This window comes from Pseudomonas sp. dw_358 (assembly GCF_018449655.1).
Classification (GTDB): domain Bacteria; phylum Pseudomonadota; class Gammaproteobacteria; order Pseudomonadales; family Pseudomonadaceae; genus Aquipseudomonas.
The window spans coordinates 87,798-104,651 of sequence record NZ_JAAVUX010000018.1; the positions used below are offsets into that span (position 1 = coordinate 87,798).

The 16,854-nt window shown below is 64.0% G+C and carries 15 protein-coding genes; 10 read left to right on the plus strand and 5 right to left on the minus strand.

What is annotated here, in order from left to right; genetic code table 11:
• Positions 1–16 precede the first annotated feature (16 nt).
• The 3 genes from HB675_RS21450 to HB675_RS21460 all read left to right on the plus strand — a co-directional run bounded on the left by HB675_RS21450 (position 17) and on the right by HB675_RS21460 (position 2,736).
• Complete coding sequence (locus tag HB675_RS21450; RefSeq protein WP_213881144.1) at positions 17–772, plus strand: alpha/beta hydrolase; 756 nt, start codon at positions 17–19, stop codon at positions 770–772.
• Between the two features lie 15 nt (positions 773–787).
• Positions 788–1,585: an SDR family oxidoreductase gene (locus HB675_RS21455; RefSeq protein WP_213881145.1), complete on the plus strand. Its 798-nt coding sequence runs from the start codon at positions 788–790 to the stop codon at positions 1,583–1,585.
• 575 nt (positions 1,586–2,160) lie between these two features.
• Positions 2,161–2,736: a hypothetical protein gene (locus HB675_RS21460; protein WP_213881146.1), complete on the plus strand. Its 576-nt coding sequence runs from the start codon at positions 2,161–2,163 to the stop codon at positions 2,734–2,736.
• Between the two features lie 127 nt (positions 2,737–2,863).
• Here HB675_RS21460 and HB675_RS21465 read toward each other — a convergent pair whose 3' ends face one another.
• Positions 2,864–3,601: a response regulator transcription factor gene (locus HB675_RS21465; protein WP_213881147.1), complete on the minus strand. Its 738-nt coding sequence runs from the start codon at positions 3,599–3,601 to the stop codon at positions 2,864–2,866.
• Positions 3,602–4,852 (minus strand): ATP-binding protein, encoded by a 1,251-nt coding sequence (locus tag HB675_RS21470; RefSeq protein ID WP_345945789.1) that lies wholly within the window; start codon positions 4,850–4,852, stop codon positions 3,602–3,604.
• 205 nt (positions 4,853–5,057) lie between these two features.
• Here HB675_RS21470 and HB675_RS21475 point away from each other — a divergent pair, with 205 nt between their 5' ends.
• The 5 genes from HB675_RS21475 to HB675_RS21495 are packed head-to-tail and all read left to right on the plus strand — an operon-like array spanning position 5,058 to position 10,533.
• Complete coding sequence (locus tag HB675_RS21475) at positions 5,058–6,113, plus strand: substrate-binding domain-containing protein (protein ID WP_256737636.1); 1,056 nt, start codon at positions 5,058–5,060, stop codon at positions 6,111–6,113.
• Between the two features lie 46 nt (positions 6,114–6,159).
• Entirely contained in the window at positions 6,160–7,635 is a 1,476-nt protein-coding gene (locus tag HB675_RS21480) for a sugar ABC transporter ATP-binding protein (RefSeq protein ID WP_213881148.1), read from the plus strand.
• Positions 7,632–8,645, plus strand: a complete 1,014-nt coding sequence (locus HB675_RS21485; RefSeq protein ID WP_213881149.1) for an ABC transporter permease — start codon at positions 7,632–7,634, stop codon at positions 8,643–8,645. The genes HB675_RS21480 and HB675_RS21485 overlap by 4 nt, the downstream gene beginning before the upstream one ends.
• Positions 8,642–9,595, plus strand: coding sequence for an ABC transporter permease (locus HB675_RS21490; protein WP_213881150.1), 954 nt, complete (start codon positions 8,642–8,644; stop codon positions 9,593–9,595). Before HB675_RS21485 ends, HB675_RS21490 begins: the two co-directional genes overlap by 4 nt.
• Positions 9,592–10,533 (plus strand): SMP-30/gluconolactonase/LRE family protein, encoded by a 942-nt coding sequence (locus HB675_RS21495; RefSeq protein ID WP_213881151.1) that lies wholly within the window; start codon positions 9,592–9,594, stop codon positions 10,531–10,533. The genes HB675_RS21490 and HB675_RS21495 overlap by 4 nt, the downstream gene beginning before the upstream one ends.
• A 1,091-nt stretch (positions 10,534–11,624) precedes the next feature.
• Here the strand turns inward: HB675_RS21495 and HB675_RS21500 are convergent.
• Genes HB675_RS21500 through HB675_RS21510 form a run of 3 tightly spaced genes read right to left on the minus strand, consistent with a single transcriptional unit; the run spans position 11,625 to position 14,474 of the window.
• Positions 11,625–12,401, minus strand: coding sequence for an ATP-binding cassette domain-containing protein (locus tag HB675_RS21500; protein WP_213881152.1), 777 nt, complete (start codon positions 12,399–12,401; stop codon positions 11,625–11,627).
• A complete protein-coding gene (locus tag HB675_RS21505; RefSeq protein WP_213881153.1) occupies positions 12,395–13,393 on the minus strand; it encodes an ABC transporter permease subunit in 999 nt (332 codons plus the stop codon). The genes HB675_RS21500 and HB675_RS21505 overlap by 7 nt, the downstream gene beginning before the upstream one ends.
• Positions 13,380–14,474 carry an ABC transporter substrate-binding protein gene (locus HB675_RS21510; RefSeq protein ID WP_213881154.1) on the minus strand — a complete coding sequence of 365 codons (1,095 nt, stop codon included), beginning with the start codon at positions 14,472–14,474 and terminating at the stop codon, positions 13,380–13,382. Before HB675_RS21510 ends, HB675_RS21505 begins: the two co-directional genes overlap by 14 nt.
• Positions 14,475–14,730: 256 nt before the next feature.
• On the opposite strand from HB675_RS21510, the gene HB675_RS21515 reads away from it, so the two are divergent.
• Both HB675_RS21515 and HB675_RS21520 read left to right on the plus strand, forming a co-directional pair.
• Positions 14,731–15,801 carry an LLM class flavin-dependent oxidoreductase gene (locus HB675_RS21515; RefSeq protein ID WP_213881155.1) on the plus strand — a complete coding sequence of 357 codons (1,071 nt, stop codon included), beginning with the start codon at positions 14,731–14,733 and terminating at the stop codon, positions 15,799–15,801.
• Positions 15,802–15,865: 64 nt separating this feature from the next.
• Entirely contained in the window at positions 15,866–16,837 is a 972-nt protein-coding gene (locus HB675_RS21520; RefSeq protein ID WP_213881156.1) for an ABC transporter substrate-binding protein, read from the plus strand.
• The last annotated feature ends 17 nt before the right edge of the window (positions 16,838–16,854 follow it).

Sequence of the window (16,854 nt, forward strand, 5' to 3'; positions counted from 1 at the left end):
CTGCTCGGAGACGCCCATGCTGCCCCATAGCCAACAAGGCCAAGGCTCGCCCACATTTGTGCTCATGCACTTTCTCGGCGGCTCGCACCGCACCTGGTTTCCGACCTTGCCGTATCTGGACCACAGCCATCAGTGCGTGGCATTGAACACCCCCGGTTTCGGTGATGCTGCCGGTGCCGAGGGCGGCTATGACGTCAGCGCCATGGCTGATCAGGTGGACGCGACCATTCGTGGCCTGGGCATCACGCGGTGCATTCTGGTCGGGCACTCCATGACCGGCAAGGTGGCCGTGGTGCTGGCCGCGCGTCGGCCGGACTATTTGGCCGGGCTGGTGCTGGTTGGCCCCTCGCCACCGAGCCCCCAGCCCATGACCGACGATGAGCGCGCGCAGCAACTCAGCTACGGCAAGACCCGCGCCGAAGCCGAGGCATTCGTCGACCAGGCCAGTGCCCATCGCCTGCCCGACGCGATACGCGAGGTCGCCATCGCCGACGCCCAGCGCCTCAACCTCGAAGCCTGGCGCGCCTGGGTCGCCCATGGCAGTCGCGAAGACTGGAGCCAGCGGATCGCGCCGCAGGATCTGCCGGTCTTGCTGGTGTGCGGCGCCGATGACCAACAGGTGCCAGGCAGCGAAGAGCAGCGGCGTACGACGCTGGCGCCGTTCACCAACAGCCAATTGAAAATCATCCCCGGGGCCGGGCACTTGATGCCCCTGCAAACGCCCCAGGCACTGGCGAAGCTGATGCTGGACTTCGCCCGCGATATTCACTAATCAACGAGGTGTTTTATGGATCTGGGAATCAAAGGGCGCGTGGCGCTGATCACCGGTGCCAGCGGCGGCATGGGCCTGGCCACCGCCAAGCTGCTCAGTGAGGAAGGTGTGCATCTGGTCCTCAGCGACCTTGATCAGGCCACGCTGGAAAAAGCCGCTGCAGTGCTGCCAGGCGAACCGCTGCTGCTGGTCGCCGACATGACCCAGCAGGCGCAGATCGATCATCTGGTCAAGCAGGGTGAAGCGCGCTTTGGCAAGATCGACATCGTCGTTCACACCGCCGGTGTCACCGGGGCCAAAGGCGACCCCCTGGAGCTCTCGGATGAGGACTACCAGAAAGCCTGGAGCACTGACTTCTTCTCCGCCGTGCGCGTGGCCCGCGCCACTATTCCGGCCATGCGCAGCCGCAAGTGGGGGCGGTTTGTCGGTATCACGTCTGAAAACGCCGTACAACCGTACTGGGAAGAAGCTGTCTACAACGTGGCCAAGGCCGCCCTCGCCGCCTTCGTCAAGAACCTGTCGTACAAAGAAGCCGCCCATGGCGTGCTCTGCAACACCGTGGCCCCGGCCTTCATCGAAAGCGGCATGACCGACGGCATGATGAAAAAACGTGCCGAGGAAAAAGGCGTGTCCTTCGATGAGGCGGTGAAGAGCTTTCTCGATGAAGAACGGCCGGGCATCGTACAGAAACGCCGGGGCACGGTTGAAGAAGTGGCAGCCGCCATTGCATTGTTGGTGTCGGAACGCGGGTCGTTCATCAACGGCAGCAACATTCGGGTGGATGGCGGGTCGGTGCAGGCGGTGCAGAATTGAGGTGTGGTCGAAGTCAGAGGCAAACTCAGCAAGACTGAACGGTTGATCGCCTCTTCGAAGTCCACCTGTGGGACCAGTCCTTGGGCGCGATAGCATCACCGCAAAGGACAGTAGAAACTTGTTGCCTGCACCGCAGGCAACAAGGTATGTCGGTCTTGCGCGTTGATGCCATCGCAGACGAGCCTTGCTCCCACCGGAGGCAGTGCCAGCCTAAGTTCTTGCAGGCAACCTTTAAATCGGCCAGAAGTGGTACTTCAAGTCTGAGCACCCTCGTGTGCTTGCAGGACTTTCATCACCGCCGGCTCTCATCAGCGCGCGCTCAACCCCACAATTGGTCCCGAGAGCGCAAGACCGGCGCTTTAGACAACATTCAAGAAACTCGTTCCCGCCCTCGTAAGAAAATTTTCAAAACACCCTTGTGCTTTTCCTAACCGATCCTATGCTCAAGTAGCTTCTGCAACGAAGCCGGTCCAGCCTCGCATTACCGTGAAGGCTACTCCCAGCCAGGTGCCGGTTTGTTCATAGCATTCCATGTCGTACGGCCTGATCTCCAGCTCGCTAAAGGTGCGTCACACATGGACTATATGATCATCAATATCGCAATCGGGCTCGTGATTGCTGCTGGCCTGTATCTCGGTCGAAACTGGAAGAACGCCTACGCCCCGCAACTGAAAGTCTCCGTGGACCTGGCACGCGTGAAGTGCGCCGATGAGCGCGACTATTTGTGTGCAAGGGTCGGGCTGCATCAGAGCTCGCGTGACCGTTTGTGGATTCAAGACATCAGCATCCGCATCAGCCCCGTGTCCCACGACACCCAGCCCCTGCAACAACGCATGCGCCTGCAGAAGTTTGTCCTGCAACCTTCCCGCACCAGCGCCAGCCACCTGCCGACCTTGTGGCCGAGCCAGGCCGATGAAGACTACGCCATGACCCTGGTGCCCGGTGACACCGCGCTGTTCGCCCACCCGCTGAATCTGTCTGACAGCCAGGCGTTTTTGGTCGAAGTGGTCATCCTCGGTGCCAGCCTCGAGGGCGGCGGTGTCGCCAGGTGGTCGTCCACCGTCATGCTGCCCGAGGCCGTGCGGCCCAGGGCGCTGCATCCTGCCGTGTTCACCCCGCGGCTGGAAGAAGAAGTGGCCGAAGCGGTTTGACCCGTGTCCCAGCCGGGTGTGCCCGCCAGCGCTTGCACAGCGTTCGATGGAGCGGCGCACCTTGCCCGGCACGTGCTGTGCGGCCGCAATCGTCGGCACGAACACGAACGCCCTACAGAACTTTCTGTCAGCCCACGCGGTACCGCGGATCCCGCAACCATTCCTGCAACTCGCTCTCGGCTTGCTCCAGCGCCGTGCGGTTGAGCACCTTGCGCAGCAGCGCCACATTGACCGCGCGTGAACGCAGGTTGAAGGCAGAGCTACGTTCCCCCGAGACATCCGGCTGATACACCCCCAGCTTTTCATACAACTGCTGCAAGCGGTTCTGCACGCTGCGCAGCGACAGATTGCGGCGTTGGGCGATGCTGCGATCGGTCAGGCCGAGGGCAATGTCCTGGAGCACTTCATATTCGGTGTCGCTCAGGCCCAGCAGGTGGTCCTGAGCCTTTTGCTGCACGCCACGAATCTCCCGGTCGATCACGCATTGCTGCTCGATGAACAGGCTGCGCAAGGCCAGGCGCAGGCGCTCCTCGGAGGCGGTCTTGAGAATGTAGCCGTAGGCCGCGCCTTCGGGAACGATGCGCGAGATGCCTCGTACGTAAGCTTCATCGGCGTAGTTGGACCAGAACAGGATCGAGGTCTCGGGCCGCTCTTTCCAGATGGTCCGCGCCGCCTCCACCCCGGTGCGCCGGGGCATCTGCAAGTCCATCACCACCGACGCCACCCGATGTTCGTGGGCCAGGCGCTCGCCGCTGACGCCGTCCTCGGCCTCGAACAGGCGCGAGCATTCCGGCAGCGCCTGCTCGATCACTTCCTTGAGAAACACCCGGTGCACCGGGTCATCTTCCACCAGCAGCACGTCCATTCACGCTTCCTCCGTCAACAGCACCGCCGGCATCGGCAGGCTCACATGCACCTGCGTGCCCTTACCCTGCGGGCCGCTGTCGATCCGTACCTGAGCACCCAACAGCTGGGCGCGCACTTGCATGTTCTGAATGCCGCCGCTGTTGCGCCGGTCTTCGTCGTCCAGCCCGAGGCCATCGTCGACAATGGTCAGGGCCAATTGGCCGTCCTGGCAATCAAGGTGGATGTCGATGGTCTCGGGGCAGGCATGTTTGATGGCGTTATTGACCGCCTCCTGGACGATGCGAAACAGCGCAATTTTCTGCGGCTCGGCCAAGCAGTTGGCCTCGCCGTCGGTGAGGTCATGCAAGTGCGTGGCAATGTGCAGGCCGCTGTTGCGCACACTGCGCAGGAGCAGGTCCTCCAGCCCTTCCTCGAAACCGAACAGCTGCAGCACCGTCGGCTTGACCGCATCGATGATGCCGCGCAGCTCCTGCATACTCTCCTGCAAGGCCTGGCTGATGGGCAGCAGATCGCTGCCGGGCAGCGACTCGTGCAACTGCAGACGACCGAGGCGGCGATGCAGGCGGGTCATGTCGGCCAGGGTCTGGTCATGCAAATCCATGCCGATGCGCTGGCGTTCGTTTTCCAGCTCCTCGGTCAGGCGCAGTGCCCCCAGCCGCAGGCCCTCCTCCCGGGCACGGATCTGCGCCTGGGCAATTTCCAGCTTCTTCGCCTGATCGGTCTGGCGCAGGGCGTAGACATAGGAGGCCAACAGGTCGGCGACGTGCTGGGTGTGGCGCACGTCGTCCTCGGTGTAGAAACAGGTGGTGTGCTTGGAGCAGCTCAACGCGCCGATGATCAGACCCTGGGCGCGCAACGGCACGTGCAGCCGGCTGCGCAGGTTGGCGTCGAAGATCGGCTGGTTGAAGGCGCTGGGGAACTGAAAGCGCGGGTCGCAGGTGGCGTCGTCACTGAGCAGGTACGGCACCTCGCCCAGCAACAGCGTGCGGATCGGGCTTTCGACAATCGGCAGCGGGTGGTAGACGAAATCGCCCCACGCGGTGTGCACACCGCTTTCATAGGCTTGCAGGTGATTTTCGCCGTCCAGCAACAACAAGCTCACGTCGAGGTGATCGTGGGGCAGGATGTGGCGGATTTCCTCGGACACCGCGTCGATCATCGACTGGAAGTCCAACTGCCCGGCCAGGGCTCTGGAAATGCCGAGAAAGTGATGCAACACGCTCTCGGCCTGGATCAGGGGTCGTTGCACGATGGTGCCTGCTATTTGTCGTTATGCGATCACGATACGCGCTCTGCAAACATTTGCCACGGCCGCGTGGCAGCAGTGCACGGAAACGCCACCGGTGTGCGGGATCCCGCAGGCGATCTGCGCCGAACGCCCAAGACGCCGGCCGTCGGCGCGGCGCAGACTGGTCACTCATGCCGTACGGCCAACTCCCCCAAGGGAGTGGACGATGAAAGCCCACAACAATAACAAGGGTCTTGCCATGAAACGTCACCCATTGCGGTGTGTCCTGCTATCCAGTGCCTTGCTCCTCGCGCCTGTCATCGCGGCCCACGCGGCCACCACCGACAAAACCATTGCGCTGTCCAACAACTACGCCGGCAACGCCTGGCGCCAGAACATGCTGACCAGTTGGCAGCAGACCACGGACAAAGCGGTGAAGACCGGCGTGATCGCCAGCGCCGACTCCTTCACCACCGGGGAAAATCAGGCCACCGAACAGGCCGCGCAGATCCAGAACCTGATCCTGCAAGGCTACAGCGCCATCGTCATCGACGCCGCCTCCCCCACCGCCCTCAATGGTGCGGTGAAGCAGGCCTGTGACGCCGGGATCGTCGTGGTGTCCTTTGACGGTGTGGTCACCGAGCCCTGCGCCTACCGCATCTCCATGGACTTCAAGCAAAGCGGCGTGGACCAGATGGATTTTCTGGCGAAAAAATACCCCACCGGCGCCAACGTCCTCGAGGTGCGCGGACTGGCCGGGGTTTCGGTGGACGAGCTGATCCACTCCGGGATCGAAGCCGGGGCGCAGAAGCACCCCAACCTGAAAATCGTCGGCTCGGTGAATGGCAACTGGTCCCAGACCGCCGCCCAGAAAGCCGTGGCCGGCGTGCTGCCCAGCCTGCCGAAAATCGACGCCGTGGTAACCCAGGGCGACGACGGCTACGGCGCCGCCCAGGCCTTCACGGCGGCGGGCCGGCCGACCCCGACCATCATCTTCGGCAACCGCGAAGAAGAACTGTCGTGGTGGAAGAAGCAGAAAGACGCCACCGGCTACCAGAGCTTTTCCATCTCCAGCGCACCCAGCATCTCCAGCCTGGCCTTCTGGGTCGCGCAACAGTTGCTTGATGGCAAGCAGATGCCCCATGACCTGACCTCGCCTGCCGTAAGCGTGACTCAGGACAGCCTGGAATCCTCGCTCAAGGGCGTGGAAAAAGGTGGCATCGTCAGCCAGGTCTACAGCGTCGACGACGTTGCCAAACTGCAGGCCACGGCCGCTCGATAAACCCGCACCGGGCCGTGCCAGCGGGCGCGGCCAGGAGGAGGCGTGCATGTTTGCTTCAGCAACCCCCCTGATTGATTCAACCCCCTTGGTCACCTTCAAGGGGACCGGCAAATCCTTTGGCGCCGTCCGTGCGCTGAACGACGTCGAACTGTGTGTCCAGCCCGGTGAATGCCTGGGCCTGATCGGCCACAACGGCGCCGGCAAATCCACCTTGATGCAGGTCTTGGCCGGCACCCTGGCCGCCGACTGCGGCGCCCTGTGGATCGGCGGTGCCGACCGGCGCGGCGACTACGGCGTGCAGCAGGCGCGTCAGTGCGGCATCCGCTGCGTGTTTCAGGAACTGTCGCTGTGCCCCAATCTCACCGTGGCGGAAAATACCCGGTTAATGTGCCCGTCGGTGCGCGGCTTCGGCTGGCGGCGCAAGGCCCGTGCCTTGATCGAGGCGAGCCTGGACGAGATCTTTCCCGGCCACGGCATCGCCGCCGAGGACGTAGTCGCCGACCTGCCCATCGGCAAACGGCAGATGGTGGAAATCGCCCGGGCCTTTTGCCAGGTCAATGAACAGGTGGCGCTGGTCATCCTCGACGAGCCCACCTCCTCCCTGGACTCGCGGGTGGCCGGGCAGTTGCTGGCCTTCGTCCGGCGCTTCGTCGCAAGCGGTGGCAGCATCATCCTGATCAGCCACATTCTCGGCGAGATGCTCGCCACCTGTGACCGTATCGCCGTGATGCGCGATGGCCGCGTGGTGGACACTCGCGCCGCCAGCGGCTTCACCCACGCGACCTTGGTGGAAAGCATGGGCAGCGCGGCCAAGGGTGCCAGCCAGCAGGCCGGCGGCTTTGCTTCCAAACGCGCACACGGCAGCCCGGTGATCGACCAGCGACCCGCTGCCCAGCGTGACGGCCGTTCGGTGGTCGCCCATCGCGGCGAAATCGTCGGCCTGGCAGGGCTCGCCGGCCACGGTCAGAGCCAGCTGTTGACCCAGGTGTTGCGCCAGCGCATCAAGGCCGGCACCGGCGCCGCACTGGTGGCGGGCGACCGGCAGACCGACGGAGTGTTCCCGCTGTGGTCCATCGCCGAAAACATCACCATCAGCTCTCTGAGCCAGCTCAAGCGCGGCAGCCTGATCAACCCCGGCGCGAGCGCGGCCATGGCCGCGCAATGGCAGCAGCGCATGGCCATCCGCACCCCGGACATGTCCAACGGCATTCTGTCGCTTTCGGGCGGCAATCAGCAAAAAGCCCTGTTTGCCCGGGCCCTGGGTTCGTCCAGCGACGTGATCCTGATGGACGACCCCATGCGCGGCGTGGACGTGGGCACCAAGCGCGAGGTGTATTCGATCATTCTCGAAGAAGCCGCCCGTGGCCGCACCTTCATCTGGTACACCACGGAGCTTGAAGAGCTCGACTACTGCGACCACATTTATGTGTTCCGCGACGGCCAGGCCGTGGTCGACCTGCCCCGCGACGAACTGAGCGAGGAGCGCATCCTGCGCGGCTCCTTTGCCGAGGAGAGCGCATGAACCTGCCCACATCCCTGAACCTGACCCACAGCAAGCCGGTGGCCGCGCCCTTGCCCACGGCCGCCAAGGCCCCCGCCGGCCATCGCGCGCGTCTGTTGCGCAGTGCTCTGCCGGCGCTGTCGTTGGTGGTGCTCCTGGGCAGCATTTTCATCATGCAGCCGCGGGCCATGAGCTACATGGGCATGAACCTGATGCTCAACCTGGCGGTGCCGATTGCCCTCGCCACCATCGCCCAGATGCTGATTATCACGGTCAACGACCTGGACCTGTCGTTGGGCAGCTTCATCAGCTTCGTCGCTTGCGTGGCCGCCACCCTGCTCGACACCCACCCGCTGCTGGGCGTGCTCGCGCTGGTGGGCTGCGTGTTGGTGTATGCGCTGCTGGGGGCATTGATCCATGCGCGCAACCTGCCCTCTATCGTCGTGACGTTGGGCATGTCGTTCATCTGGACCGGGGCCGCCGTGCTCTTGCTGCCGGCACCGGGCGGTACCGCGCCGGCCTGGTTGCAGACCTTGGTGCGAATCAAGACGCCTTGGTTGCCCTTCGCCGTGGTGGTCTGCGTAGTGCTGGCGCTGGCGGTGCACGCCTTTCTCATGCGCTCGACCCTGGGCGTGGTGCTGCGCGGCGCGGGCGGCAATCCGCTGGCGATTGCCAAGGCCGGCTGGTCGCTGCTGCGCATCAAGGTCACCCTGTACGCCATGGCCGGCGGTTTCGGCGTGCTGTCTGGGCTGTTTCTGGTGGGCCTGACCACCTCCGCCGACGCCAATGTCGCCTTGCGCTATACCTTGCTTTCGATTGCCGGGGTGATCCTGGGCGGTGGTGAATTCGTCGGCGGCCGGGTATCGCCCATCGGCGCCGTACTTGGCGCTCTGACGTTGGTGCTGGCCGGCTCGCTGTTGTCCTTCATCCGCATTTCGCCGGACTGGCAGATCGGTGCCCAGGGCGCCATCTTGATTCTGGTGTTGGCCCTGCGAGCCTTCGTCAACCGCCTGGAGGTGCGTCAGCCATGAACCTAAGTCTGCACAGTGTAAAAAGCAAACCCTGGTTGTGGTCCTACGTGGCCGCCGGGCTGATCTTCATCGCCAGCCTGGTGGCCAGCCAGGGCGTGGGTGCCGGCTCTTTACTGACCGCAGCGCTGGCGTTCTCGGCGTTCTTCGTCATCGTCGGCATCGGCCAACTGTTCGTGATCAGCACGGGACCTGGCAACATCGACCTGTCGATCCCGGCCAACGTCGCCCTCACCGGCGCCATCGCCATGAAGCTGATGGACAGCCAGAACGGCCTGATCTGGCTCGGCGTGCTGGGGGTGCTCGGCGCCGGGGTGCTCATCGGCTGCCTGAATTATGCCTTGATCCGCCTGCTGCGCATTCCGCCGATCATCGCCACGCTGTCGGCCAGTTTCCTGCTGCAGTCGATGGCCATCGCCTACGGCCGCAGCGTGCGCATCCAGCCGCCGGAGGATTTCTACGCCTTCGCCACCGGCCGGGTGCTGGGTATTCCCTACGTGGCGCTGGCGGTCATGTTGCTGGCGCTGCTGATGGGCTACGTGCTGAGCCGTACCCTGTACGGGCGTTGGACTTTGGCCGTGGGCCAGAACCCACGCGCCGCCGAACTGGCCGGGGTGCGGGTGGGCCGGGTGCGCTTTGCCACCTACGTGCTCAGCGCCGTGTTCGCCAGCGTCTGCGGCCTGCTACTGGCGGGGTTCTCCGGCGGCGCGTCGTTGAGCATGGGGGACGAATACCTGCTCGCTTCCATCGCCGTGGTGGTGATCGGCGGCACTTCAGTGGCCGGTGGTTTTTCCAATATTCCGGGCCTGTGGGGCGCGGCGCTGTTTCTCTATCTGCTGGTGAGCATGCTCAACAGTTTTGGTGCCAGTGCCGGGGTGCGCCTGATTCTCACCGGGGTCATCATCATCGCCGTGATCACCGCCATGAGTGGCCGCAAGGGAGCCCGCCCATGAATGGCTTTTTGCATCGAGAGCCGCTGGTATCCGACGACTTCTACGAATTCATCGACCCGCGCTTTCACAGCCTGGTGCTGCCCAACACCCAACTCGAGCGCCTGTACAGCGGCTGCCGCTGGGCCGAGGGGCCGGTGTGGTTCAACGACGGCGGTTACCTGCTGTGGAGCGACATCCCCAACCAGCGCATCCTGCGCTGGACCCCGGACGGCGGCGTGACCACCTTTCGCAGCCAGTCGAACTTCGCCAATGGCAACACCCGCGACCTGCAAGGCCGGCTGATCACCTGCGAACACGGCACCCGCCGCGTCACCCGCACCGAGCCGGACGGCAGCCTTACTGTGCTGGCCGACCAGTTCAACGGCCGCCGCCTCAACTCGCCCAACGACGTGGTGGTGCACCGCGACGGCGGCGTGTGGTTCACCGACCCGACCTACGGCATTCTCAGTGACTACGAAGGCTTCAAGGCGACACCGGAGCAGGAGACACGCAACGTCTACCGGGTCGACCCGCTGACCCGCGAACTGGCCTGCATGGCTGCCGACTTCGTCCAACCCAATGGCCTGGCCTTCTCCCCCGATGGCCGCACCCTGTACATCGCCGACTCGGCCCGCAGCCACCGGCCCGACGGGCCTCACCATATCCGCGCCATGGAAGTGGTGGACCACTGCCGGCTCGGCGCCTCGCGGGTGTTTGCCGAGATCGAGCCAGGGATTCCCGATGGTTTGCGGGTGGACGAGATGGGCAATGTGTGGACCAGCGCCGGGGACGGGATTCAGGTGTTTTCGCCGGAGGGGATTTTGCTGGGCAAGATTCGCTTGCCGGAGAAGGTGGCGAATCTGACCTTTGGCGGGCCTCGCAGGAATCAGTTGTTTATTACGGCCAATACTTCGTTGTATTTGATTCATGTGGCGGTGGGAGGAATTCAGCGGCCTTGAACAGGGGGATCGGGGAGATTTCAGTCGCCACTCCGAGATCGTCATGGCGACCCGAATCCCAGTGAGCCAATTCATTTTACGCGGCGGTGTGCAGTCACCGTTTCATCCTTACCGCGACTCCCATCTGGAAGGGCCGGAGTGCGGGCCCAGCCAAAAGGAAACAAAAGGCCTCCGCGCCCGTATTGGCCCTGCGCTACGCTCCAGGTTCCCTCACTCCACAGCGCCCCGGGGCGCGTGGGGGTGCTGTTGTTGTTGCTGCTGCTCTGGCTGTTGCTTTGGCTGTTGCTTTGGCTCTGGCTTTTGATCTGCTTGTGATCTTGACGGTCCGCGCCCTCAGCAGGCCGACTGGAGCAGCGCGGGAGTGGGGGGAGCGAGGCAGGAAGCCGAGCTAGCGCTGTAGGCCATGGATGGCCGTACAGCGCGACCCCCACGGAGCGATGCGCAAGGAGGGAACCCGTAGCGCAGCGTAGGGCCAATGCGGGTGCGGAGGCCTTTTGCTTCCTTTTGGCTGGGCCGGCACTCCGGCCTTTCCAAAAGGGAGTCGCTGTAAAAGCGAAAGGGGCCTTCGGTCACTCTGGAGATGCCGGATAAGCCAGCCGCATTTCAGTAGCAACTCTGAGATCGTCATGGCGACCCGAATTCAAGTGAGCGAATCCGTTTTACGCAGTGGTGCAGACTCACCTTTTCGCCCTTACGGCGACTCCCTTTTGGAAAGGCCCAAAAGGAAGCAAAAGGCCTCCGCGCCCGCATTGGCCCTGCGCTTCGCTCCGGGTTCCCTCACTCCACAGCGCTCCGTGGGGTCGCGCCGTACGGCCATCCATGGCCTACGGCGCTAGCTCGGCTTCCTGCCTCGCTCCCCCACTCCCGCGCTGTTCCGTTCGGCCTGCTGAGGGCGCGGACAATCAAGATCAAAAGCCAGATCAACAGCGGATCGTGGCTGAGGTCGCGGCAACGCTGTTGCTCTGGCTCTGGCTCTGGCTCTGGCTGTTGCTTTGGCTCTGGCTTTTGATCTGCTTGTGATCTTGATGGTCCGCGCCCTCAGCAAGCCGCCTGGAGCAGCGCGGGAGTGGGAGAGCGATGCAGAAAGCACCTCAATCCCCCAACCCCAACAACCCCAGAATCTCTCCCCGCAAGCCCACCAGATATGGATCATCGCGCCGCCGCGGATAGCCACGCTCCACCACAATCTGCGCCTTGATCCGGGCCGGTCGTTCGCTGAAAACAATAATCCGGTTGGCCAGCAACAAGGCCTCCTCCACATCATGGGTCACCAACAAGGCCGTGTAACCCTGGCGCTGCCACAACTCGGTCAGTTCCTTCTGCATGGCGATGCGGGTCAGGGAGTCCAACTTGCCCAGCGGTTCATCGAGAATCAGCAGGCGTGGCTCGTTGACCAGCGCCCGCGCCAGCGCTACCCGTTGCGCCATGCCGCCCGAGAGCTGGCGCGGCCAGGCGCGGGCGAATTCGCTGAGGTGGACCTTGGCCAGCGCCGCATCCACCTTGGGCCGCTGGGTCTTGAGCAGCCCCTGGGCTTGCAGGCCGAGCGCGACGTTGTCCCACACGCGGCGCCAGGGGTACAGCGTCGGGTCCTGGAACACCACCACGCGGCTGGGGTCCGGCCCGGTGATCGGCGCGCCGTCGCCGTGCAAGGCGCCATGATCGGCAGGCTCCAGCCCGGCCACCAGCCGCAGCAGGGTCGACTTGCCGCAGCCGGAGGGTCCGAGCAAGGCGACGAACTCGCCGGGGGCGACGTCGAGGCTGACGTTGTCCAGTACCGGCAACGGTGTGTCGTCCAGATGAAACGCATGGCTCAACCCCTCGATGCTCAGGGCCAGGCCGGCTAGCTCGGTTTTCTTCAGCGCTACCACTTCACCGCTCCTTTCTGCCAGGCCAAGAGCCGGTCACGTATTTTGAACAGCGCCGAGATCAGCCCTGAACAAGCCAAGGCCATGAGCAGCAACGCGGCATACATATTCGAATAGGCGGCCCAGCCCTGGGCCCATTGCAGGTACCAGCCGATGCCTGATTTGACCCCCATCATTTCCGCCACCACCAAGGTCGAGAACGACGCCCCCAGGCCCATGAACAGGCCGACGAAGACATGGGGCAATGCGGCGGGAATCGCCACCCGGAAAATCAGAAAGCCCTGCTTGGCACCCAAGGTGCGGGCCACGTCATAGTAGGCTTTGTCGACCCCGGCCACCCCCGACCAGGTCAGCACCGTGACCGGGAACCAGGTCGCCAGGGCAATCAGAAAGACGCTGGCACTCCAACTGCTGGGAAACAGGAAGAAGCACAGCGGCAGCAAGGCCGTGGACGGCACAGGCCCCAGGATGCGCAGCACTGGGTGCAACCAGTAACCGATGGCGCTGGACCAGCCAATGGACACGCCAGCGATAAACCCGCACACCGCGCCCAGGGCCACGCCACTGCCCAGCAACAACGCCGAGTGCCAGAGACTGTCCAGCAGCCGCGGCCAGTCGTGCACGTACACCGCAATCAACGCCTGGGGCGGCGCAAAGAACGGCACCGGCAACAGGCCCAGCTTGGCGGTCAGCAGCTCCCAGAGGCTGAGCAACACCGCCAGCGCCAGCAGCCACGGCGACAGATACCGCAAGCGTCGCAGCAAGCGTGGCGAACGCGGCGCCAGCAGGGCCAGAGCACCGATGACCAGCGCCAGCGCCAGCTCGGCATTGGCCAGGCCCTCGGTCAGCGGCCAGTGCCGGGCGGCGTCGGGATAGAAGCGGGTCAGCAGCGCCGCGGCCAGCCAGGCGATCACGGCCACGGCCGGCTTGAACCCGACGCGTGCGGTGGTGGCCGGTGTAATCGGCCAGGCCTTGCTCGATTCAACTGAAGACATCGGCGGTAATCTCCCTGGAAAACTGCAGCGGGTCAGTGCTGGCGTCGAACACCTCGACGGTTTTCAGGTCGCTGACGTAGGTGACAATCTCTTGGGTCAGCGCCTCGCCCACCGCATGGTGGCCATGGGTGTGGGAATGCAGGATGGCCTCCACTTCGGCGGCGTTGGTGTTCAGGGCAAACTGCTGGAAACCTCTGGCCACCTGATCCGGGTGATGGGCAGCGTAGTCGTGGGCTTCGAGGATGGCCTGGGTCAGCGCGGCCACGGCCTTGGGGTTGTCGCGCACCAGCTTGCCCGTGGCGCCCACCACGCAGCAGGACAGGTGTGCATATTCGTCCGCCAGGTTGCTGGACAGCTCGCGCGCCTGGCCAGCGTTGATCAGCCGATACATGAACGGGTCGGCGCCACTGATGGCTTGCACCTCGCCCTTGTCCAGCGCGGTGCTCAACAGGTCGGCCGGGTACAGTTTCCATTCCACTTCGCGCACCGGGTCGACGCCGTGCTTCTTGAGCAGGATGGAGAAGAAGTTGCGGTCGGGGGCGGCCATGTCGGTGACGCCGATGGTCTTGCCCTTGAGGTCTTCCAGCGTGCTGATCGAACTGTTGCTGGCCGCCAGCAGGCGCATGCAGCCGCCGTGGGTGCCGGCGGTGAGCTTGACGTCGAAGCCCTGCTCCAGGGCCTTGAGCCAGCGCAGGGCCATGCCGATGCCGGCGTCGGCCTTGCCGGTGGCGATGGCTTCAAGCAGCACGTCGGTGGAGTTGCCGAAATTGACGAACTCCACATCCAGGTTGTGCTTGGTAAAGAAGCCCTGGCCCTGGGCGATGACCACCGGGGCCAGGCACACGGCGTTGAGGTTGATGGCCAGTTTCAGTTTGTACGGGGCGTCCAGCTTGATGAACTCACCGGTGCCCTTGGGCTCGCCTTCCAGCGGGCTCATGCCGGGCATGCCAGCCATGCTGTCCGATGCCTCGGCGGCCCAGACATTGCGCGGCAGCGACAACAGCAGTGGGCTGGCCAGGGCGACCGCCCCCAAGCCCAGCAAGGTGCGACGGGATAAACTCTGTGTGACGGAACCGGCCATCGGTACTCTTCCTGGGTAGTCAGCGTATGGTTATAAGTGTTTTTTTGATTTAGACAGATGCTTATAACCTTACCGCTAGACCGTATATTCTCTAAATTCATTTTCGTCATATCCTAATATGCGAATCATTTAATAATTAGGTTATGCAAAAATCGAATTTCACAGCCCCGTGACTGCGCTTTATGTTCGTCTCCCATGACGGCCGCGCCACTCGGGATGGCGGCCGGCCCACCCGTACGCCATAAGGACATCTGTCATGAGCATCGAATTCATCGGTTACATCGCCGGCCATCACGCCTCGGAAATCCACCCCGCCCAAGGCCCGGTGCTGCAACCGGAGTACGTCGAGAAGGTCGCCAAGGCTCATGAGGAAGCCGGCTTCGACCGAGCGCTGGTAGCGTTTCACTCCAACAGCCCGGACAGCACGTTGATCGCCTCCCATGCCGCCAGCGTCACCAAGAAGCTGCAATTTCTCATCGCCCACCGTCCCGGCTTTGTCGCGCCGACCCTGGCCGCCCGTCAGTTCGCTACCCTCGACACCTTCAACGGCGGCCGCACGGCGGTGCACATCATCACCGGCGGCGACGACACGGAACTGCGCGGCGACGGCAGCTACCTGAACAAGGAAGAACGCTACGCCCGCACCGACGAATACCTCACCGTGGTGCGCCAGGAGTGGACCAGCGACAAGCCGTTCGACTTCAAGGGCGCCTACTATCAGTTCGAAGGCGCCCAATCGCTGGTCAAACCGGCGAAGCCCATCCCGTTGTATTTCGGCGGTTCCTCCGCTGAAGCCATCGCCGTCGCCGGCAAACACGCCGACGTCTACGCGCTGTGGGGCGAGACCTATGAACAAGTCAAAGAGGTGGTCACCCAGGTCCGCGCCGAAGCCGCCAAACACGGGCGTACTGTGCGTTTCAGCCTGTCGCTGCGGCCGATCCTGGCGCAAACCGAAGAAAAAGCCTGGGCCCGCGCCGAACGCATCCTGGCCAAGGCTACGGAGCTCGCCGAACAGCGCGGCTTTGTGCGTCGTGAACCGCCAAACGAAGGCTCGCGCCGGCTGTTGGCGGCGGCAGCCAAAGGTTCGCGCCTGGACAAGCGCCTGTGGACCGGCATCGCCGGCCTGCTGGGCGCCCAAGGCAACTCGACCTCGCTGGTGGGCACCCCCGAGCAAGTGGCCGATGCCCTGCTGGACTACTACGACCTGGGCATCACCACGTTCCTGATCCGCGGCTTCGACCCCTTGGAAGACGCCATCGACTATGGCCGCACGCTGATCCCGCTGACACGCCAGCTGGTGGCCCAGCGTCAGGCACAAGTGGCCTGATCACGCTCCGCGCTACGGGGGCGCTTGCTGCCCCCGCTTTCCCCCTGTTTTTGGACCTCAAACCATGTCGCTGCCCCGCCTTCTCTGCGCCGCGCTCTCCAGCGCAGCCCTGCTGTTCGTCGGCCTGACCGTGACCGCCGAGGCCGCCGACCTCGCACCGCTCAAGGTTGCCAACCAGAAGTCCGCGCTCAAGGTGCTGCTGCAAGTGTCCGGCGAGCTGGAACACGTGCCCTACACCCTCGATTTCTCCGAGTTTCCGGCAGCCGCCCCTCTGGGCGAAGCCCTCAACGCCGGCGCGGTGGATGTCGGCGGCCTGGGTGACGGCCCCTACGTCTTCGCCCTGGGCGCCGGCGCGCCACTCAAGGTGATCAGCATCACCCACCTGCAAGGCCGTCTCACCACCGCCATCCTCGTGCCCAAGGACTCGCCGATCAACCAGGTCAGCGACCTCAAGGGTAAACGCATCGTCACCACCAAAGGCTCCATCGGCCACCTGCTGGTGATCAAGGCCCTGCACGAGCAAGGCTTGACCGGCAAGGATGTCAGCTTCACCTACCTGATGCCCAGCGAGTCGCGCATGGTCCTGGAGAGTGGCCGCGTCGACGCCTGGTCCACCTGGGACCCCTACACCACCGTGGCCACCGCCCAAGGCGAAGAGCGGGTGCTGATCAGCGGCGAGAAACTGCTGAGCAACCACCTGTACATGGCCGCCACCAGCCAGGCCATCGCCAACAAGCGGGTGCAATTGGATGACTTCGTCGCGCGGGTCGACCGCGCCTGGCAATGGGTCAACAACCACCCCACCGAATACGCCACGGCCATGGCCAAGGTCACCGGCCTGCCCCTGGACGTCCAGCTCGCCGCCGCTAGAAACACCCACCTGGAGCGGGTCGAGATCGACAACAGCGTCATCCAGGGCCTGCAGAAGACGGCCGACCTGTACCTGTCCGAAGGCATCCTCGACAAACCCGTGGACGTCTCCAAGGGTTTCGACCCCAGCTTCAACACCAGCGCACGACTGGCGCAGGCGCAGTAACCCTCTTGTCCCCCTCT

Coding starts and splice junctions, on each gene's coding strand:
- HB675_RS21460 (WP_213881146.1), top strand. CDS start 2,161: ATGGACTATATGATCATCAATATCGCAATCGGGCTCGTGATTGCTGCT.
- HB675_RS21510 (WP_213881154.1), bottom strand. CDS start 14,474: ATGGCCGGTTCCGTCACACAGAGTTTATCCCGTCGCACCTTGCTGGGC.
- HB675_RS21455 (WP_213881145.1), top strand. CDS start 788: ATGGATCTGGGAATCAAAGGGCGCGTGGCGCTGATCACCGGTGCCAGC.
- HB675_RS21505 (WP_213881153.1), bottom strand. CDS start 13,393: ATGTCTTCAGTTGAATCGAGCAAGGCCTGGCCGATTACACCGGCCACC.
- HB675_RS21485 (WP_213881149.1), top strand. CDS start 7,632: ATGAACCTGCCCACATCCCTGAACCTGACCCACAGCAAGCCGGTGGCC.
- HB675_RS21465 (WP_213881147.1), bottom strand. CDS start 3,601: ATGGACGTGCTGCTGGTGGAAGATGACCCGGTGCACCGGGTGTTTCTC.
- HB675_RS21450 (WP_213881144.1), top strand. CDS start 17: ATGCTGCCCCATAGCCAACAAGGCCAAGGCTCGCCCACATTTGTGCTC.
- HB675_RS21495 (WP_213881151.1), top strand. CDS start 9,592: ATGAATGGCTTTTTGCATCGAGAGCCGCTGGTATCCGACGACTTCTAC.
- HB675_RS21520 (WP_213881156.1), top strand. CDS start 15,866: ATGTCGCTGCCCCGCCTTCTCTGCGCCGCGCTCTCCAGCGCAGCCCTG.
- HB675_RS21515 (WP_213881155.1), top strand. CDS start 14,731: ATGAGCATCGAATTCATCGGTTACATCGCCGGCCATCACGCCTCGGAA.
- HB675_RS21475 (WP_256737636.1), top strand. CDS start 5,058: ATGAAAGCCCACAACAATAACAAGGGTCTTGCCATGAAACGTCACCCA.
- HB675_RS21490 (WP_213881150.1), top strand. CDS start 8,642: ATGAACCTAAGTCTGCACAGTGTAAAAAGCAAACCCTGGTTGTGGTCC.
- HB675_RS21480 (WP_213881148.1), top strand. CDS start 6,160: ATGTTTGCTTCAGCAACCCCCCTGATTGATTCAACCCCCTTGGTCACC.